Origin of the sequence: Halosimplex rarum (assembly GCF_047715405.1) — an archaeon.
Lineage (GTDB): Archaea > Halobacteriota > Halobacteria > Halobacteriales > Haloarculaceae > Halosimplex > Halosimplex rarum.
In genome coordinates this window covers 3,831,359-3,850,705 of record NZ_CP180412.1, presented here as the reverse complement: position 1 = coordinate 3,850,705, position 19,347 = coordinate 3,831,359, and the positions used below count along the sequence as shown (strand labels likewise).

Annotated in this window: 18 protein-coding genes; 10 read left to right on the top strand and 8 right to left on the bottom strand. The window is 68.5% G+C overall.

Features of this window, described 5'->3' with window-relative positions; genetic code table 11:
- Positions 1-51 precede the first annotated feature (51 nt).
- Positions 52-1,719 carry a hypothetical protein gene (locus ACMGFH_RS18470; protein WP_415379956.1) on the bottom strand — a complete coding sequence of 556 codons (1,668 nt, stop codon included), beginning with the start codon at positions 1,717-1,719 and terminating at the stop codon, positions 52-54.
- Positions 1,716-2,480 carry an ABC transporter ATP-binding protein gene (locus ACMGFH_RS18465; protein WP_415379955.1) on the bottom strand — a complete coding sequence of 255 codons (765 nt, stop codon included), beginning with the start codon at positions 2,478-2,480 and terminating at the stop codon, positions 1,716-1,718. Before ACMGFH_RS18465 ends, ACMGFH_RS18470 begins: the two co-directional genes overlap by 4 nt.
- A gap of 335 nt (positions 2,481-2,815) precedes the next feature.
- Here ACMGFH_RS18465 and galK point away from each other — a divergent pair, with 335 nt between their 5' ends.
- From galK to galT, 3 genes are all read left to right on the top strand, one after another.
- On the top strand, positions 2,816-3,991 hold the full coding sequence (gene galK / locus ACMGFH_RS18460) for a galactokinase (RefSeq protein ID WP_415379953.1): 1,176 nt from the start codon (positions 2,816-2,818) through the stop codon (positions 3,989-3,991).
- Between the two features lie 70 nt (positions 3,992-4,061).
- Positions 4,062-4,214 carry a hypothetical protein gene (locus tag ACMGFH_RS18455; protein WP_415379951.1) on the top strand — a complete coding sequence of 51 codons (153 nt, stop codon included), beginning with the start codon at positions 4,062-4,064 and terminating at the stop codon, positions 4,212-4,214.
- Positions 4,207-5,190 (top strand): galactose-1-phosphate uridylyltransferase, encoded by a 984-nt coding sequence (galT, locus tag ACMGFH_RS18450; protein WP_415379950.1) that lies wholly within the window; start codon positions 4,207-4,209, stop codon positions 5,188-5,190. The genes ACMGFH_RS18455 and galT overlap by 8 nt, the downstream gene beginning before the upstream one ends.
- A 45-nt stretch (positions 5,191-5,235) precedes the next feature.
- Here galT and ACMGFH_RS18445 read toward each other — a convergent pair whose 3' ends face one another.
- From ACMGFH_RS18445 to ACMGFH_RS18430, 4 genes are all read right to left on the bottom strand, one after another.
- Entirely contained in the window at positions 5,236-5,865 is a 630-nt protein-coding gene (locus ACMGFH_RS18445; protein WP_415379949.1) for an alpha hydrolase, read from the bottom strand.
- Positions 5,865-6,224: a DNA-binding protein gene (locus ACMGFH_RS18440; RefSeq protein WP_415379947.1), complete on the bottom strand. Its 360-nt coding sequence runs from the start codon at positions 6,222-6,224 to the stop codon at positions 5,865-5,867. Before ACMGFH_RS18440 ends, ACMGFH_RS18445 begins: the two co-directional genes overlap by 1 nt.
- Positions 6,225-6,446: 222 nt before the next feature.
- The gene (locus ACMGFH_RS18435) at positions 6,447-6,908 is read right to left on the bottom strand and encodes a 30S ribosomal protein S19e (protein WP_415379946.1); all 462 of its coding nucleotides are present in this window, start codon (positions 6,906-6,908) and stop codon (positions 6,447-6,449) included.
- Positions 6,909-7,025: 117 nt separating this feature from the next.
- Positions 7,026-8,042 carry a lysylphosphatidylglycerol synthase transmembrane domain-containing protein gene (locus ACMGFH_RS18430; RefSeq protein ID WP_415379945.1) on the bottom strand — a complete coding sequence of 339 codons (1,017 nt, stop codon included), beginning with the start codon at positions 8,040-8,042 and terminating at the stop codon, positions 7,026-7,028.
- A 147-nt stretch (positions 8,043-8,189) separates the two neighbouring features.
- Between ACMGFH_RS18430 and thiL the strand changes: the two genes are divergently transcribed.
- The 3 genes from thiL to hepT all read left to right on the top strand — a co-directional run bounded on the left by thiL (position 8,190) and on the right by hepT (position 10,101).
- Positions 8,190-9,101 carry a thiamine-phosphate kinase gene (gene thiL, locus ACMGFH_RS18425; RefSeq protein WP_415379944.1) on the top strand — a complete coding sequence of 304 codons (912 nt, stop codon included), beginning with the start codon at positions 8,190-8,192 and terminating at the stop codon, positions 9,099-9,101.
- Positions 9,102-9,237: 136 nt separating this feature from the next.
- Entirely contained in the window at positions 9,238-9,672 is a 435-nt protein-coding gene (gene mntA, locus ACMGFH_RS18420; RefSeq protein WP_415379943.1) for a type VII toxin-antitoxin system MntA family adenylyltransferase antitoxin, read from the top strand.
- Positions 9,673-10,101, top strand: a complete 429-nt coding sequence (gene hepT, locus ACMGFH_RS18415; protein WP_415379942.1) for a type VII toxin-antitoxin system HepT family RNase toxin — start codon at positions 9,673-9,675, stop codon at positions 10,099-10,101.
- Between the two features lie 61 nt (positions 10,102-10,162).
- Here hepT and ACMGFH_RS18410 read toward each other — a convergent pair whose 3' ends face one another.
- On the bottom strand, positions 10,163-11,341 hold the full coding sequence (locus ACMGFH_RS18410) for a site-2 protease family protein (RefSeq protein WP_415379941.1): 1,179 nt from the start codon (positions 11,339-11,341) through the stop codon (positions 10,163-10,165).
- A gap of 416 nt (positions 11,342-11,757) precedes the next feature.
- Positions 11,758-12,006: a hypothetical protein gene (locus ACMGFH_RS18405; protein WP_274325954.1), complete on the bottom strand. Its 249-nt coding sequence runs from the start codon at positions 12,004-12,006 to the stop codon at positions 11,758-11,760.
- 395 nt (positions 12,007-12,401) lie between these two features.
- Here ACMGFH_RS18405 and pyrH point away from each other — a divergent pair, with 395 nt between their 5' ends.
- From pyrH to ACMGFH_RS18385, 4 genes are all read left to right on the top strand, one after another.
- Positions 12,402-13,121 carry a UMP kinase gene (pyrH, locus tag ACMGFH_RS18400; protein ID WP_415379940.1) on the top strand — a complete coding sequence of 240 codons (720 nt, stop codon included), beginning with the start codon at positions 12,402-12,404 and terminating at the stop codon, positions 13,119-13,121.
- A gap of 22 nt (positions 13,122-13,143) precedes the next feature.
- On the top strand, positions 13,144-15,015 hold the full coding sequence (gene lysS, locus ACMGFH_RS18395; RefSeq protein WP_415379939.1) for a lysine--tRNA ligase: 1,872 nt from the start codon (positions 13,144-13,146) through the stop codon (positions 15,013-15,015).
- A 394-nt stretch (positions 15,016-15,409) separates the two neighbouring features.
- Positions 15,410-17,191 carry a site-2 protease family protein gene (locus tag ACMGFH_RS18390; RefSeq protein ID WP_415379938.1) on the top strand — a complete coding sequence of 594 codons (1,782 nt, stop codon included), beginning with the start codon at positions 15,410-15,412 and terminating at the stop codon, positions 17,189-17,191.
- A 68-nt stretch (positions 17,192-17,259) separates the two neighbouring features.
- On the top strand, positions 17,260-19,263 hold the full coding sequence (locus tag ACMGFH_RS18385) for a heme-binding protein (RefSeq protein ID WP_415379936.1): 2,004 nt from the start codon (positions 17,260-17,262) through the stop codon (positions 19,261-19,263).
- The last annotated feature ends 84 nt before the right edge of the window (positions 19,264-19,347 follow it).

Below are 19,347 nucleotides of genomic sequence, written 5' to 3'. Positions count from 1 at the left end.
CGGCTGGACGGCGGCGTTGCGTGCGAACCGAATTCCGCTGTAGTGGCCCGTTCAGGCGTCGTCGAGCGAGAACGCGTCGAACTTTCGGACGGCGTAGACGTAGCCACCGCCGCCCGACGCGCCGACGAGGGCCACGTACACGGTCCAGGCGACGGCTATTGGGGCGACGTTCCCCCCGTGGACGGTGTACCAGACGAGGAGGACGCCGACCGCGCCGACGGCGACACTCCCGAAGAAAAAGCCCAGAACGGCGATCATCGACGGGTGGGCGCGCTCGACGCTCATGTACTCCCGGCGCTCGAACTTCGGTATCAGCGCGCCGGCGCCCAGCGCGGTCCCCGCGCCCGCCGCGGCCAAGAGCAGCGACAGCAGCGCCAGTCCGACCGCCGTCGGGGGGTCGTAGACGACCAGTGCAGCGGAGACGCCGGCCCCGAGCGCGATCGCCAGCCCCGGGATCGCACCGGCGAGCGCGCGCCCTCGAAGCAGGACGGCGGTCGACGGCGTGCTCGTCAGCAGGAGCGGCAACTGGTCGCGGTCGTCGCCGAGCGGATTCAGGCAGTAGGCCGCGCCGGCGAGCGTGACGCCGAGGATGATCGCACCGGCAGGGCCGAGCACCCGGAGCGACTGCGGGTCGGTGAACACCGACCCGGCCATCCCCAGCGCGCCGAACAGGAGCGGTCCGAGATGAGCGAGGGTCCGCGGGTCCCGCCGCGTCCGGAGCAGGTGTCGCCAGGCCACGCGCGCCGACGGCGACGCGGTGAACGGTCGCGGGACGCCGTGACTTTCCCGACTAGTCGTCTCGTTGCCGGCGCCGCGCTCGAACTCGCCGAGGAGCAATCGTCGCTCCAGCCGGACGACCACAGCGAACCCGATGGGGACCGCTGCCAGGAGCGCGAGCGCGGTGAGGACGCCGACGGGCTGCCGTGCGGAACCGAGGGGATCGAACGCGGCGCTCGCGTAGGCCTGCAGCGGCGTTCCCGGCAAGAGGGCGGGGATCGCGAACGACCCGAATCCGTCAGCCCCGTCGAGACGGGACCGAACGAACACCTGCGAACCGACGTACGCGGCGACCGTGACCACGAGGAACAGTATCGCCTTCGTCCACAGGGAGACTCCGAGGCGGCGATTCGCCACCCGGAGCAGGTCCCCGAACACGCGACCCGCGAGGGTCGCGGCGAGAAACACCGGGAGCGCCACCACCGCGAAGACGAGCGGGACGAGCGGGTTTCCGGCCCCGACGGCGACTATCGCCAGCAGGGCGAGCGCAGTCGGGACGATCGTCGCCGTGCCCTGGAGGGTCTCGGCGGCGAATCGACCGATCACGACCGCTCGCGGCGGGATCGACGCGCGAACGAGCGGGCCGACGGTCCCCAGCCGGTTCTGCGAGAGTCCGCTCGCACCGCCGAGATACAGTCCGGCACCGCCGACGGCCGCGAAGACGGCGCCCGTCTGTCCCACCGGGACGGGAGTGCCCGCCAGGGCGCCACCGTAGTCGAACGTCGACTCGAAGACGACCAGCGGGAGCCCGACGCCGAACACGACGGCCAGAAACGCGATCGCGAGGAACTGTCGGGGCTCGCTCCGGACGTGCCGGACGCGTGCCCGGAGTTCCGTTCGGACGAGCACGCCGGCGTCGCGGACGTCCGCACGCAGGTCGCTCCCCTTCGAGTCAGACGCGGTCGGCGAGTCGGTCGGGCTCGGTTCGATCGACCCGGTCATCGCTGCCAGGCCGCCTCGGGATCGCTGGTCAGCGCGAGGAACGCGTCTTCGAGGTCGGCGTCGCCGTCCTCGCTCTCGGCGCCCGAGACGAGTTCGTCCGGCGGGCCCTCGGCCACGAGTCGCCCGTCGTGGAGGACGCCCACGGCGTCGGCGATCTCCTCGACGACGGGGAGGATGTGCGTCGAGAGGAAGACGGTGGTGTCGTCCGCAGTCAGGTCCAGCACCTCCTCGCGGAGCGTCCGGGCCGCGCGCGGGTCCAACCCCGACGTGGGTTCGTCGAGAAAGACCACGTTCGGTTCGTGCTGGACCGCCTGGACGAACGCCACCTTCTGGCGCATGCCCTTCGAGTACCCCTCGATCCGGCGGTCGAGGTCCGCTTTCAGGTCGAGGGCGTCACACAGGTCGAGGGCGCGGTCGGCGACCGCATCCCACGGCACGGCCCGCAGGTCAGCGGCGAACTGCAACTGTTCGCGACCGGTGAGCTCGTCGTACAGCGGCGGCTCCTCCGGAAGCAAGCCGATACGGTCGACGAGTCGCCGTCGGTCGGCACTGGGGACGCCGGCGACCGTCGCCTCGCCGCTGGTCGGCTCGACCAGACCGGTCAGGACGCGCATCGTCGTCGTCTTCCCCGCACCGTTGGGGCCGAGAAACCCGTAGACTACGCCGCGATCGATCTGCAGGTCGAGCGAGTCGACGGCGACCGTCGATCCGTATCGCTTCGTCAGTGCGCTCGTGGAAAGCGCGGTGGAGGGCTCGTTCATCGACTAAGACTGTCGGCTAATCCCGTTGAAAATGTTGGGATGCCTGGGGATTCTCCCGATCGGAAATAGATCAGCCGATCAGTGTGATCGCGTGTCGAGTAGGTGTCTCTGGTGGGTAGTTCCGAAAGGGAGGGGAGCGACCGCACTCGACAGTGGGTGATGAAGAACCACTTCGCTCGCGGGCTTGCGTCGCCGTGGCGCCACGACCACGCCGAGGGCTTTCACCGCTTGCTGTCACCTGCGGTCGCTCCCGAGTTACCCCCATTCACACTCGGTCACCAGAGACAACCAGTGAGCGTTTATAGCCCTGGCAGTCGACGTCCGAAGTATCCGTGATGAACGACCAGTCAGCGCGCGCTCGTGGGACACTCGACGAGGCGTTCGGGGAGTCGGACGATCCGGTCTCTGTCGTCTCGGCGCCCGGTCGAGTCAACCTGATCGGCGGCCACACCGACTACAACGAGGGGTTCGTCCTCCCCGCAGGGATCGATCGCCGGACCGTCGTCGCGGCCCGCCCGCGGGACGATAGAACGATCGGCGTCACTTCGACAAATTTCGACCAGACCGTCTCCTTCGACCTCGCAGCTATCAGCCCTGAAGACGACGCTCCGTGGAGCAATTACGTGGGTGGCGTCGCCGAACGGCTCCTCGACCGGGGCCACGACGTCGGCGGGGCGGAACTGGCCGTCGTCGGCGACGTGCCGATGGGCGCCGGACTGTCCTCGTCGGCGGCCTTCGAGGTCGCCGTCGCCGCGGCGCTGGCCGCGGTCCACGACCTCTCGGTCGACGACGACGAACTCGTGACCGTCTGCTGGGAGGCCGAGACCGAGTTCGTCGGACTGAGTTGCGGCATCATGGACCAGTACGCCGCGGTCCACGCCGAACGGGAGAGCGCCCTGTTCCTCGACTGCCGTGACGAGTCCCACGATGTCGTCCCGCTGCCGTCCGACGAGGTGACCGTCGTCGCGACGAACACGAACGTTCAGCGCGAACTCGTCGACTCCGCGTACAACGACCGCGTGGCGACGTGCCAGCGAGGGGTCGAGTTCTTCGACGACGCGCTCGACGAACCAGTCGAGTCGCTCAGGGACGTCTCGGTCGAGGCGTTCGAGACCCACGAGTCGGAACTGCCGAAGACCGTACGCAAGCGGGTCCGCCACGTCGTCACCGAGAACGAACGGGTCCGCGACGCGGCGGCCGCCCTACGCGAGGGCCGACTCGACCGCGTCGGGACGCTCCTCGACGAGTCCCACGCGAGCCTCCGGGACGACTACGAGGTAAGCGTCGACGAACTCGACGCCGTCGCGTCGATCGCCGGCGACCTCGACGGGGTCTTCGGATCGCGGATGACCGGCGCCGGGTTCGGCGGGTGCGTGGTCACGCTCGTCCGCCCGGACGCCGCCGAGGCGGTGACGAGCGCTATCGACGAGCGATACCGCGAGCGGACCGGTATCGAGCCCGACGTCTACGTGTGCAATCCGGACGGCGGCGTCCGGCGACACGACGAGTAGCGCACGCGCAGCGACGGCCGGTCGCGGAGTCGGGAGGGTTATTTCGCTGGCCCGACAGCGGTGGCATACGATGCGCCGGCGAGACGTCGAAAACGAGAACGGCAATCGATTGATCTACTACGAGTTCGACGACGAGGCCAGCGGAGACGGGGCCGAGGCCACCGAGCTCGACCGCGGCGAGTCCGAGCACGGCGACTCCGGGAGCGACGGAGACGATGTCTGAACTGCGATGGGACCCGGTCGGGCGCGAGTGGGTCATCACGGCCACCCACCGCCAGGACCGGACGTTCAAGCCACCGAAAGACTACTGCCCGTTCTGCCCGCCGCGCGACGACGGCGTCCCGACCGCGGTCACCGAGTCGGACTTCGATATCGCCGTCGTCGAGAACGGCTTCCCCTCGCTCCAGGAGAACCCGCCGGAACCGGCGGTCGACGGCGACGACCTCCGCCCCGTCGAGCCCGCGAACGGGGTCTGCGAGGTAGTCCTCTACACGTCGGACCACGAGGCCGTCAGTTCGGAGCTCCCGGCTTCCAAGTTCCAGAAGCTCGTTCGCGTCTGGCGAGACCGCTACCGCGACCTGGGCTCGCGCGAAGAGGTCGACTACGTATACCTCTTCGAGAACAAGGGCGAGGAGATGGGCGTCACCCTCCAGCACCCCCACGGCCAGATCTACGCCTACCCCTTCGTGCCGCCCACCATCGAGCGGGAACTCGATTCCAGCCGAGAGTACCACGAAGAAGAGGGGACGTGTCTGTTCTGCGACCTCGTCGCTTCGGAGGTCGCCGAGGACGAGCGGGTCGTCGCGGAGAACGATTCGTTCGCCGCCGTCGTCCCCTTCTCGGCGCGGTACGCCTACGAAGTGCACGTCTACGCCAAGGACCACCGACCCTCGCTCGACGACTGCTCGGACGCCGAGTGCGACGACCTGGGGTCGCTGCTCAAGCGGCTCCTGGTCGCCTACGACTCGCTGTTCGGCTTCGAGATGCCGTTCGTCATGGCGACCCACCAGCAGCCGACCGACGGGACCGGCGAGGACTACGCGCACTTCCATCTGGAGTTCTACCCGCCGTACCGGACCGCCGAGAAACTGAAGTACCTCGCGGGGAGCGAACTCGGCGCCGGCACGTACATCAACAACAAACTCCCCGAGGAAGCGGCGTCGGAACTCGGCGAACTCGTTCCCGAACGGGTCGAGTGACGGCACGGCCTCGGTCGGTCGAGTGAACGCTCGGCGACCGAGGTGTCAGGAACGTCGGCCGACGACTCGCGACTGGACGTGCTCGGGGAACACCTCAGAGACGGCGCCCTCGCCGTACTCCGCGACCATCAGCGCGCGGAGTTCCGTCTCGTAGTCACCGGTCGGAATCTCCTCGCTCGGTCCCGTCTCGACGTCGAACAGCCGCTCGGCCAGTTCGTCGATGGCGCTTCGGCCGTACCCGGCAAGTGGCCGCAGGTAGTCGATCTCGTGGCGGTCTTCGAGGCTCTGGGCGAACGGGCGGTCGATGACCGGGGCGCGGTCGTCGCGGCGGGTTCCGTCCGCGACCGCTTCGAACTCGCGCCCGCCGACCTCGGCACGGCTCGCGACGGTCTCCAGCGCGTGCTCGTGGACCAACTGGATGCCCTCGCGCGGATAGCCGTCGTCGACCATCCGCGAGACAGCCTCGCGGGCCACCGACTCGTCCAGTCGCACTGTCTCGACCGGAAATCCCACCCGCCCTCCCGCTTCGCGAGCGGTCTCGGCCGCCGACGCCTCCACGTCCAGATCCGGCTCCAACGTGCAGCTACAGAGCGTCACGTCGTAGAACGGGTCGAGGAGCGCGGCGGCGAGTGTCGAGTCCTTGCCGGCGGAGAACAGCGTCGCGACGGTCGGCATTACCGCCGCTGGATGTCGAAGCTCTGCTGGTCGGGCTGGAGCTCCTTGAGGAGCGCCTTCATCTTCTCCTCGTCGATCTTGCCCTGAATGCGGCCGCTCTGGGCCAGGGCGAGCACCTGCTGTTCGACCTGCTCGCCGAACTCCGGCTTGGACATCTTCACGGTGTTGAGGCGCTTGCGCGCGCCGTCGGTGAGGTGCTTGCGCAGCATGGCCTTCTTCTGGGCCTCGCGCTGCTCGCGCTGGGCCTCCATGGCCTCCTCGTCGACGCCCTGACCGCCCTGGCCGTCCTGTTCCTGCAACTGCTCCATCTTCTCCTGGCGGAGCTTCTCTAACTCCTCGTCGTTCGGTTCGCCACTCATAGGCGTCCCTTGTCGAGTCGCGGGGAAAACGATTTCGGAGCGACGAAAACCGCGTCCGTACGGCTCGCCGGTCGGAACCGCGACCGAAACGTGCGGAGTAAGGACCGGACCGCAGACGAACGGTCGGCTTACGCGGCCGAAAGCCGAGTCAAACGCATCGCGAGCGCACTTCCGTACCGACAGCTACCGGTCGCAGGAGACGGAGAAGCGTCGAGAAACGGGTTACGCGTAGCGTTCGAGGTCCGGGCGGTCGAGGCCTTCGAGGACCTCGCCGGCGACCTCGTCGAGCAGCGCCTGCCCGTCGGCGGTGATGCGGCGACCCTCGCCCTCGGCGACCTGGACGTAGTCGGCGTCTTCGAGCTGCTGGAGCGCGGTGCGGACGACCTTGCCACTCCCGTCGGTCGTCTGGTCCGGGCGGACCTGGTAGCGGTTCGAGCCCTGCTTGGAATCGCCGTAGGCGGTGCGGAGTGCGCCGACGCCGACGGGCCCGTTGATGGCGACCTTCCGGAGGAGGCTGGCGGCGCGCAGCTGCCAGAAGTCCTCCTGCTCGGGCGGGAGCTCGCGGCCGACGCCGGTCTTCGCGAAGTTGAACCAGTCGGGCTCTTCCACTGCGTCTTCCTCGACGAGACGGTCCGCGACCGCCTCGTTCAGGGCTTCCGCGGGCACGTCGTAGAGTGTCGTCATTGCCACGTTCTTCCGGAGCGGCTCATTTAAGGGCATCGTTCGCCGGTCGGCCACGTCAGGGCGACACAGGGGACGAGACCGCGCGGCGAGCCGCCCGTGTCAGCCCGAGACAGGCGCTCAGTCGCCGACGCCGAGCGCGAAGGCGACGCCGCCGCCGACGACGGTCGGGAAGACGTACGTCGCGCCGCGGTGGACGAGGACGGCGGCGCCCGCGACGCCGCCGGCGACGCCGGTCGTCGAGACGAGCAGGGCGATCAGGACCGCGTCGACCCCACCCAGTCCTCCGGGCAGCGGTGTCATCCCGGCGACGGCGCCCATGGGGACGACGAGCAGGACGGCCGAGAACTCGACGGGGTGGCCGAGCGCGAACAGCGAGAGCCACAGCGAGGCGCACATCGCCAGCCAGCCGAGCGCCGAGAAGCCGATGGCCTCGACCAGCGTGGACCGACTGCCGGCGACGCGGTCGATAGCGGCGAAAAACCCCTCGATACGTCGTTCGATGGCCGCCGCCGTCGGTGGGGACTTGCGCGGGATCACGCGCCCGAGGAATCGAACGACCGGCGTCAGCGCGCGCACGACGGCCGCTTCCAGTTCGTAGCGGTACTGCCAGCCGAAGTACGCGGCCGCCGGCATCCCCACCGCGAGGACGACCAGCGCGGTCGTCGCGAAGACGAGGTTGCGACCGAACTGCGCCGCGCCCGCGACGACGAACGTCAGGCCGACGATGGCGTAGGCGATGGAGGGGACGAAGTGGATGGCGTCGACCGAGGCGATGGCCGCGAGCCCGGTCTCGTACTCCCGGTCGGTCGCCCGCGAGATGAGGTAGCCGCTGACGGGCTCGCCGCCGGCCTGGCCGAAGGGGGTCACGTTGTTCGAGAAGACCGCGCCGGCGAAGACGAGCGCGCCCATCACGACGGAGATCGGGGCGTCAAGCGCACCGAGGACGGTCCGGAGGGCCATCCCCCAGCAGACCAGCCAGCAGACGGCGACGCCGAGGATCACGAGCAGGTACCGGGTGTCGATCCCGCGGAGTTGCGTCAGGATGTCACCGATCCCGACGACCCACACGAGCACCGCGAGGACGACCACCGCACCGACGAACCCGACGACCGTCGCCCACCTGTCCCCGTTCATGTCCACGACGAAGGGCCTGCACGGTTTGAACCCACCGGAGTGGGGCCGAACGGGCGATCCGGGGCCGACCGCACGTGCCACCACCCCGAACCACATTCGTGCGCTCCGAATCACAGGGGGTTTTGACGGGGCAGGCGAACGCGAGGTATGGACGAACGGACCGCGCTGGGACTGCTCGCCGACCGCTTGCCGTCGGCGGGCGACGACGCCGCCGTCGTCGACGGGCAGGTCGTCACCACCGACATGCTCCACGACCGGACGGATTTCCCCGACGGGACGACCCGCTACACCGCCGGCTGGCGCGCGGTCGGCGCCTCCCTCTCCGACGTGGCCGCGATGGGCGCCGCGGCCACCGCCGCTGTCGCCGTCTACGCCGCGCCGTCCTTCGACGAGGCCGAACTCGTCGATTTTGTCGACGGCGCCGCCGACGTCTGCGAGTCCGTCGACGCCGAGTACGTCGGCGGCGACCTCGACGACCACGTCGAGTTCACGGTCGCGACCACGGCCCTCGGTCGGACCGACGACCCCGTCCTGCGCTCGGGCGCCCAGCCCGGCGACGCCGTCTGCGTGACCGGCACGCTGGGACGGAGCGCGGCCGCCCTCCGCCTGTTCGAGCGCGGCGAGACCGAACGCGCGAACGACCTCTTTCGCTTCTCTCCCCGAATCGCCGCCGGTCGCGCGCTCGTCGGCCGCGCGACGGCGATGATGGACTCCAGCGACGGGCTCGCCCGCTCGCTCCACCAGCTCGCCGAGGCCAGCGACTGCGGGATGGCCGTCGAATCGCCGCTCCCGATCGACGAGGCCGTCGACGCGGTCGCCCAAAGCGGCGACGAGCGGCTGGAACTGGGCGCGTTCTTCGGCGAGGACTTCGAACTAGTCTGTACCGTCCCCGAGGACGAACTCGCGGCCGTCCGCGAGGACGCACCCGTCGACCTGACGCGGATCGGCACCGTCGTCGAGCGCGAGGCGCGGAGCGCCTCGGACCGGAGCGGGGAAGCCGCGGAGAATCGCGTCACGCTGGACGGCGAGGCGCTCCCGGACCGCGGATACACGCATTGATCCATCTCTTTCGAACTCCGCCATAGCGCAGTGGCGTCTGTCCACCTCGCTTTGCAGCCGGACCCAACCCAGACAATCGAAGCGAGCGATCGAGACCGCTACAACATTATTACCCAGGGGGATCTAACGGTCACGTATGGAGCCATCGGGCGAGCGGACCGTTGAGGGTGTGGATACGGAGTCGCTACGCGACTATCTCGCTCAGACCGATGTCGTCTTCGCGATCCTGTTCGGCTCACGCGCGCGCGGGACCGCGAGGGAGTCGTCCGATTTCGATCTCGCGCTTCGGTTCCCTGCGGCCCTGGATGACCACGAGCGGTTCCGGCGACGGAACCGGATCGACGCCGCAGTTCAGGAGTACGCAGCAGACTTCGTCGACGTGAGCGACATCGAATCGCTCCCGACTCCGGTCGCGTACGCCGCGCTTCGAGACGGGGTACTCCTCGCAGGAGACCGGCAGGCCGCGGAGTCCTATTACGAACAGATCAAGGCGGAATACGAGGAAACCGCCGGTGAGCGCGAGCGGGAGCGACGGTCGTTCATCGATCGTCTCGCGCGAGGCGACGTGTAAATGGTCGACGAAGCGATCGTTGCGGACAAACTCCGCCACATCAACGAATACACCCGCGATCTGGAGGAGATGCGGGGGCTATCGAAAGCGGAATACGTGGAGGACGTCGTGATACAGCGAGCGGTCGAGCGGACGTTGATGAACCTGATTCAGGCGTGTATCGACCTCGCACAACACGTCCGAGCGGCGGAAGATCTCGAACCGAGCGGGACGGCGAAACAGGAAATCGAGGCGATCGGAACCGCGGATATCATTTCGACCGAAACACAAGAGAGACTGGAAGAGGCAGTCGGGTTTCGGAACGTCCTCGCTCATCGCTACGGCGACGTGGATCACGACGTCGTCTACGACGTGTTGCACACCGATCTCCACTGGTTCGAACGGTTCCAGCGAGAGGTCGCACAGTGGTTCCAGCAGCACCATCAGTGAATCGGCCGATTTTCCAATCCGACCGGCTCGGAAAGTGCCAGTTTCACCCCGTCAGAACCCTTCACGCCGCCAGAATCTCGAACGGAACCGGCGTGAAACAGAGGAGGCCGAGCACGAGCGTCAGGACGCCGACGGCCTGGCGACGGCGGCCGATCGGCTCGTCGCGGATCGGCGTCGCCGGGCCGGCGTAGGCCAGGCCGCCGGCTATCAGTCCCCAGAACGCCCAGAGGACGACCGCGTTCGTCGCTTCCTGGGAGAAGTAGAGGTAGCCGGCGAGGCCGAAGAGTGCGGCAGGGACCGCCGCGGCGACCGTCTCCTGGCGGGGGCCGAGGATCGCGCGGACGATGTGGCCCCCGTCGAACTGCCCCACGGGGAGCAGGTTCAGGAAGGTGACGAACATGCCGACCCAGCCGCCAAAGATGACGGGGTTGGCCGCCAGCGTCGGGTCCGCGTACGACAACTGCTGGCCGGTCAGCTCGGCGAGGATGACCAGCAAGAGCGGGTCGTTGAACCGCAGCGAGGTCGACGACCCCTCGATCACGCGCTCGGGGACGGTGATCGGGTCGAGGTAGAGACCGATCACCGTGACCACGACCGTCGCGACCAGCCCCGCCAGCGGACCCGAGACGCCGATGTCGAACAGCGCCTTGCGGTTCGGGATCCGCCCGCGCATCCGGATGACCGCGCCCATCGTCCCGATGAGCGACGGGAACGGGATGAAGTAGGGCAGACTCGCGTCGACGTCGTGGTAGCGGATCATGACGTAGTGGCCGAACTCGTGGACCGCGAGGACGCCGAGGATCGCCGCCGTGAACGGCCACGCCTCCAGCAGGGAGAGCGGGCTTTCGATCTCGACGTAGTACCACTGCGTGCCGACGAGGAGCGTCGAGAGCACCGTCAGCACGAAGAAGACGATGTTCGTCCAGGGGACTCCGTCGATGTGAGGCGATCGGGGCTCCGCGACGAGGACGTACTGCGGCCGCGACGGCCCGAAGCGGTCCTCGACGAGCGTCGTCTCGTCGAAGGGCGCCTCCGACTGGGCGCGCGTCGTCAGCGACACGTCGTAGCCCTCCTCGCGGAACAGCTCCCAGAGCTCGCGCTCCAGCGCCTTCGCGGACGCCAGCGGCGTGCCCAGGTAGTATATCGTGTCGTCGTCACCGACGCGGACGTCGGCCACCTGGAAGACCGACTGCACGGCATCGACCGGCGGCCCTGCCACCGGTTCGCGACGCTCGTCCATCGCTCCGAGGTTGGGCGCACCCGGGTATAAATCCCGGGAAGAAACGAACGGAATCGAGCGCGGGGCCCGCCCTGTGACTGCGGCGAGCCCCGACCGCGACGGAACGCCGGAGAAGTGGGGAACCGCGACGCCGCGGCAACGAGCCACCGCGTCGCGTGTATCAGGGAGCGTGTTCGAGTGTCAGGGGCGAGTCCTGTGCGGTCGGTTGAGCCGTGTGACGGTCAGGGACCCGGAATCGTGTGAATTCCGTGTCGTTGGGTCGGTGTGACGGGACGATATGGCGGGTTCGGTGTGGTGTGTCGGAATGGAGTCGTGGTGGGGATTGGCTGCCGGTAGCCGCGTGTGCTTGGGCGGTAGCCGCGGGGAGTCGTGGTGGGGTTTCCGCCGGGAAGCCGCGAGTACACGGTGTCGGATCGTTATGCGCGTTCGACGCGCCACGTGGTCGCGCTCGTGTAGGACCACTTCTCGACCTCGAGCTCCGTCGCGGAGTCGCGGATCTTCACCATCAGCGCGCCGATCTCTTTGGGCGACAGGCCGACTTCGTCCGCGATGAACTTGCTCTTGAAGTACATTTCGCCGTCCTCGGCCTTCTGCGCGAGATAGGCCTTGAGTCGCTCTTCCTTCGACGGCTCGTCTTCGGTGGAGGGCTGTAGTATCGAGCTCATGTTGACACCTCGCTCCATTCTGTGACCCGTGTATCCATATAAAGGCGGGAAGCTTCGGTTCGCTTCGTGTCGTTTCACAGACTTTCCGGGAAAAACGGGTCGAAGTCGAACCTTCAGGACGTTTTCTATCGGCGTTAGACATTTTATAACTGTTTCTGAGCTAGCCAGACGTTTTTGTGAGTGGACCGCACGAACGCGGCGAGAGCCGCGATCTGAACAGCGGTTCAGCCGGAGATTGAGGCAATAATTGCTGGTTTCGGCCGGAGTGCCCGCTGGGGTGCGGGCTTGCGAGTGCGACGTCGGCCGGTATCCGGTGGGCGTTCGACAGGGGTCCTCGGACCGGGGCCGTCGCGGCTTGACAACCCTTAAGACGGCATCGCGGTTACGCCGTGCCAATGAAAGTAGTCGTCTCTATCGGCGGGAGCGTCCTCGTCCCGTCGGTGAGTCCGGAGCGGGTCCGGGCCTACGCCGACGCGCTCGAATCGCTGGACGCGGACGGGTATACCCTCGGGACGGTCGTCGGCGGCGGCCCCACGGCGCGCGAGTACATCACCGCGGCGCGCGACCTGGGCGCCAACGAGATCGAACTCGACCAGATCGGCATCTCCGTGACGCGCCTGAACGGTCGCCTGCTCATCGCCGCGCTGGACGAGCGTGCCGCACCCACGCCCCCCGAGGACTACGACACCGGCCGCAAGGCCATCCGACGCGGCGACATCCCCGTGATGGGGGGCACCGTCGCCGGCCAGACGACCGACGCCGTCAGCGCGGCCTTCGCCGAGTACGTCAACGCAGACCTGCTCGTCTACGCCACGAGCGTCGACGGCGTCTACGACGCCGACCCCAGCGAGAACGGCGACGCGACGAAGTTCTCGGAGATCAGCGCCGACGAACTGGTCGACCTCATCGCCGACCTGGAGATGGACGCGGGGAGCAACGCCCCCGTGGACCTCCTCGCCGCGAAGATCGTCCAGCGGTCCGGCATCAGGACCATCGTTCTCGACGGCGACGACCCCGAGCGCGTCGAGCGAGCGATCCGCACCGGCGAGCACGACGGCACCGACGTCGTCCCCCAGGGCGTGGGCGAACCGCCCGCCGAGTGGACCGACCGATGACGGAGACCCCGACGGTGACAGCATGAGCGAGAGCGAACCCGACGACACTGGCGCGAGCGCGAGCGCCGATCAGACCGCGAACGCCGACCAGACCGACGCGCCCGGCGAGACCGAATCGGCGGACGACACCAGAACCGACGAGACCGACGACGAGACCCACTACGCCTTCTGGGCCGACGAGGTCGCCGACGCCGTCGAGGCGCGCGACCCCGTGGAGCCGATCGTGATCAAGGGCGGTATCTCTCCCTCGGGCGTACCCCACCTGGGCAACGTCAACGAGATCATGCGCGGCTACTTCGTCGCCGAGGTCCTGCGCGACCGCGGCTGGGAAGTCCGGCAGGTGTTCACCACCGACGACCGCGACCCCCTGCGGAAACTCCCCCGGAAGCTCGCCGACCTGGACGGCAACATCGTCGACCTGGGCGACGTGAACGCGGGCGCCCTCGGCAAGAACCTCGGATACGCGTACACGGACATCCCCGATCCGTTCGGCTGCTGTGACTCCTACGGCGCGCACTTCTCGACGCTCATCGCGGAGTCCGCAGAACTGCTCGACGTCCCCATCGACGTCGTCTCGACCACCGAACTGTACGAGTCCGGCCGGATGGACGAAGTGGTCGAACACGTCCTGCGAAACCGCGAACAGGCCCGCGAGGTCCTCTCCGAGTATCAGGACAAGGTCGACGAGGACTACGTCCCGTTCAACCCCTTCTGCTCGAACTGCGGGAAGGTGACCGAGACGGTGACGGACGTCGACGTCGAGAACCGCGAAGTCGAGTACCGCTGTACCGACATCGAGGCCGGCAACCGCACCATCGAGGGCTGCGGCCACGAGGGCACAGCCACCTTCCGCGAGGGCAAGCTCCCCTGGCGCTTCGAGTGGCCCGCCCAGTGGCAGGTGCTGGGCGTCGACTTCGAGCCGTTCGGCAAGGACCACGCCGAGGGGTCGTGGCCCTCCGGCGTCGACATCGCCGAGAACGTCCTCGACATCGACCCGCCCGAACCGATGGTCTACGAGTGGTTCACGCTCGACGGCGAACCGTTCTCCTCCTCGGAGGGCAACATCGTCCTCGTCCACGACGTGCTGGAAATGCTCGAACCGGAGGTCCTCCGGTACTTCTTCGCCAAGGACCCGAACAAGGCACGGGACTTCAGCATCGAGCGCCTCGACCTGCTCGTCGACGAGTTCGACCGGGTCGAGCGCCTCTACTTCGGCGAGGAGTCGGGCACCGGGAAGGAGACCCGCCGCGCCGAGCGCGTGTATCCGTTCGTTCACTCGCTCGGCGACGTGCCGCCGGAGGCGCTGGCCGCGAGCGAGCGGTTCGATGCAGTCGCGGACGGCGAGGACGCCCACGCCGTCGCGTTCGACCACAACGACACGCAAGACCGGGAGCGCCGCCGCGAGTTCGTCGACGGCGAGTTCGCGAACCGGGTGCGCCTCCCCTACACGTTCGCCGCGGTACTGGGGATGTTCGACGACGAAGCGGCGCGCGCGGAGACGGCCCGCAAGGAGGGCCACGTCGCCGACGACGACCCCGCGTGGGCCGTCGAGGACGCCTTCGGCCGCGTCGAACTCGCGAGCGAGTGGGCCGACCGCACCGACAACGAGTACAACTACACCGTCTCTCGCGCCGAGATGCCCGAGGTGAGCGTCGACGACGAGACCGCCGCGGCGCTCGACGACCTGGCCGACTTCGTCGCGGAGGGCCACGGCGGCGAGGCCATCCAGGGCGAGATCTACGAGACCGCGCGGCGCCACGATCTAGAGGTCGGCGAGTTCTTCGCCGTCGGCTACCAGCTGTTCTTCGGCGTCGACGAGGGCCCGCAACTGGGCCACTTCCTCGGCGATCTCGATCGGGAGTTCGTCGTCGATCGGTTGCGTCGCGAGCGGTAGCCCGGTCGTCAGTTTTCCGAGGCCCGGCGGTGTTCAGTGGGTATGCGGACCATCTTTTTCCGCCTCGGGTTTCCTCGCTCACTCCCTTCGCTGTGGGAACCACTCGGCGCAAAAACATGGGTGAAAATGGCCGACGACTCGGCCTTCGGCCTCGTCGTCGGTGAACCGCCTCGCTTCGCTCGGCGGATGCAGTGGTGTTCAGTCCTTCCCCTGCACTGAGCATCCGGCGCCTCCGGCGCCGGTTCACCGGAACCGAGCGGAGCGAGGTTCCGGCCTTTTTCACCCATGTTTTTGCCGGAGGGGTTCCCGCAGGGAGCGCAGCGACCGAGGAAACCCCTCCGGGAAAAAGATGGTAACCAAACCCTCTTGACGGCCAGGCCCATCACTCCGGGTAATGGTACGCCCGCTGTACTGGGTACTCGCCGGGATCGCCGTCTACACGGCGGGGGCGATGGCGTTGCAGGCGAGGGGGTATCTCCCCGAGTCCGTCCGGGTCTCCGGACCGATCACGACGTTGCACACCGGCCGCGGTCGCGCATTCCTCACGAAGCTCGCCGCGCCGAAGCGGCTGTGGCGCGCCTGGGGCAACTTCGGCGTCGGGATGGCGCTGGTCACGATGGTCGGCATGTTCGCCGCCGTCTTCAACGCCGGCTGGCAGGCGATGCAACAGCCCGAGGCCCAGCCCGTCCAGAACCCGCAGAACGTGCTGGTCATCCCCGGCGTCAACGATTTCCTCCCGCCCGCAGCCGCCCCCGAGATCGTCCTCGGCCTCCTCATCGGTCTCGTGGTCCACGAGGGCGGTCACGGCCTCCTCTGTCGCGTCGAGGACATCGACATCGACTCGATGGGGCTGGCGTTCTTCGCGTTCATCCCCGTCGGCGCGTTCGTCGAACCAGACGAGGAGAGCCGACTCAGGGCTGACCGCGGCAGCCAGACCCGGATGTTCGCCGCCGGCGTGACGAACAACTTCCTCGTCGCCTTCGTCGGCTTCCTGCTCCTGTTCGGCCCCGTCTCCGGCGCCATCTCGGTAGCGGCGGGCGTCCCTATCGGGAACGTCGCCTCGGGTTCGGCCGCCGAGGACGCCGGGCTCGGCTACGGCGACGTCGTCACCGAGGTCGAGGGCCAACCCGTCGCCAACGTCTCGGAGTTCGAGGCGACGCTCGGCCGGATCGATGACCGCTCCGTCGAACTCACGCTGAAGAGCGGCGAGACGACGACGCTCGAACGGAAGCTCGTGCTGATGCGGTCGGTCCCCTCTGTCACCGACGGGATCGAACCCAACCAGCGGAACGCGACTATCGTCGAGGCGGTAAACGGGACCGAGGTCTACACCGAGCGCGGGTTCGCCCGCGCGATGGCCGGCCGCGAGACGGTCACCATCCAGACGAACCGCGGAAGCGCGACCTTCCCCGTCGGCGCCTACGGCCTCGCCGTCGAGGACGGCCCGCTCGCCAACGCCTCCGTCCCGACGAACGGTACGGACGTGATCGTCACCCACGTCGCGGGCGAGCGAACCCCCAACGCCTCCGTCTACAGCAGCGTCGTCAGCGGGCTCGAACCGGGCTCGACGGTCGACGTGCGCGCCTCCGTGGGCGGCGAGCGCGACACCTACGCCGTGACGGTCGGCACCGGTGACGGTCCCGGCGACGCGCTCGGGCTCCGCACCCAGCAGGGCTTCAGCGGCATCGCGGTGGCCGACGCCGGGATCGACGTCTACCCCGCGAGCTACTTCCTCGCCGTCCTCGGCGGGAACAGCGGGGCGTGGGGCGGCCTGTTCAGCGGGCAGTTCCTCCAGCAGATGTTCGTCGTCCTCCTGGTCCCGTTCCTCAGCACCATCGCGCCCGGCATCGGCTACGACTTCGCCGGGTTCGTCCCCGACGTGGCGAACTTCTACACCGCCACCGGCCCGCTCTCCGGACTCGGCGGCGGCGTCTTCATGATCGCTAACGTCCTCTTCTGGACGGCCTGGGTCAACCTGAACCTCGGCGTGTTCAACTGCGTGCCCACCTTCCCGCTCGACGGCGGCCACATCCTCCGCTCGTCCGCCGAGTCAGTCGTCGCCCGGCTCCCGGTCGAGGACGGCCGCCGGGCGACCACCGCGGTCACCGCGTCGATCAGCCTGCTGATGCTCGCCGGGCTGTTCCTGATGCTGTTCGGGCCGCAGCTGCTCAACTGAGCGGGGCCGGCCCCGTCCCCGATTCCGGAAAGGCAAGCTTCCTAAACTGCGACTCGCTACGTCCGGGTATGGTCAGACGCGAGCCGCCGCAGACGGAGGAGGGCTGGTACGCACTCCACGACCTCCGGACGGTCGACTGGGAGGCCTGGCAGGACGCCCCCGAGCGCGTCCGCGAACGGGCGCTGGACGAGGCCGTCTCCCACCTCCAGTCCGCCGAGGCCGTCGCCGACGCCGAGGAGGGCGACTCTGCCCTCTACGCGGTCGTCGGACACAAGGCCGACCTCCTGATCGTCCACCTCCGCCCGACGCTGGCAGACGTCGAACGCCTCGAACGCCAGTTCGAGCGCACCGAGTTCGCACAGTTCACCGAGCAGACCTACTCGTACGTCTCCGTCACGGAGGCGTCGGGCTACAGCGAGCGCGCCCGCGAGTACTTCGACGGCGAGGTCGACGACGACTCGGGGCTCGCCCAGTACATCAAGTCGCGGCTCCACCCGGAGATCCCGGACAGCGAGCACGTCTCCTTCTACCCGATGTCGAAACGTCGGCAGCCCCAGCAGAACTGGTACGACCTGCCCTTCGAGGAGCGCGCCGAGCACATGGCGAGCCACGGCGACATCGGCCGCGACTACGCCGGTCGGGTCTCACAGATGATCACCGGTTCGGTCGGCATCGACGACTGGGAGTGGGGCGTCACGCTCTGGGCCGACGACATGACCGACGTGAAGGAGCTGCTGTACGAGATGCGCTTCGACCCCTCCTCGTCGAAGTTCGCCGAGTTCGGCCCCTTCTACGTCGGCCGCAAGTTCCCGCCGGCGGACCTGGGCGCCTACCTCGCAGGCGAGCACGTCCCGACGACCGACACCGCCGAGGAATCCGACGGCGAGCGGCCGGCACACGCCAGCGCGTCGACCGCCAGCCACGCCAACGGGCACGGCGGCGACACCGGGCAGAGCGCGCACGGCGACAGCGAAGCGGCGTCGTCGACCGACGCGGCCGCGCCCCCTGAGGCCGTCACCGAATCGAGCGACGACGACAGCGACGCGAGCGGCGGACCGCCCGCGGCCGTCCAGCAGGAGACCGACGACGAGAGCGTCGACGGGCTCGACGCCGACGAGATGGGGCAGACGCTGGCGAACTTCGGCGTCTATCCCGAGGAGTACGACGACAGCGACTACGGGCTGGTCTGCTACGCCGACGCGGACGCCGAGGCGCTCGTCGACGAGGTCGACGGCCTCCGCGGGAACTTCGATCACTACGACACGCACGTCCTGACGAGCGTCCGCGCCAACCAGGGCCAGACAGCCATCGTCAGCGTCTGGGCGAACGAGCGCGCCGCCGACACCGCGCTCGGCTTCCTGACCGACATCGACGCCGTGACCCACAGCGCTCGCGGTCCGCTCGGCGACGGCGACGCGGCCGGCGACTCCGGGGCGAGCGACGACGACACCGGCGGCACGGAGACGCAGGCGAGCGACGATACTACCGCCGCCGACATCCGCGAGGAACTCGCGACCGAGGGCGTCTACGCCGGCCAGCCCCACGGCGAGGACGTCTACGCGCTCGTCCTCTACTCCGAGGCCGATCCCGAGACCCTCGACGCGGAGGTCTCGGACCTTCGCGACGGCTTCGACCGCTACGACACGCACGTCAAGACGGCGGTCTACACCGACGACGACTCGGGGACGACGGCCGTCGTCAGCCTCTGGGACACCGAGAGCGCCGCCGACACCGCCGCGGACTTCCTGACGGACCTGCCGGACATCGTCGGTCGCCCGCAGGACCGCGACGGCTTCGGCACGATGGGAATGTTCTACACGGTCAAGCCCGACTACCGTGAGGAGTTCGTCGACACCTTCGCGGACGTCGGCGAGGCGCTCGCGGAGATGGACGGCCACCGCGAGACGGTCCTGCTGGCGAACCGCGAGGACGACACCGACATGTTCATCGCCAGCCGCTGGGACGCGAAGGAAGACGCGATGGCCTTCTTCCGCTCCGACGAGTTCCGCGAGACCGTCGCCTGGGGCCGCGAGGTCCTCGCCGACCGCCCGCGACACGTCTTCCTGGCCTGACGGTCGATTCCCCTCCTGTACCCGTCCGATGTCGTCCGTTTCTGATACCTGAATTGCACTATTCGCCGGTATCGACAGCCGTTT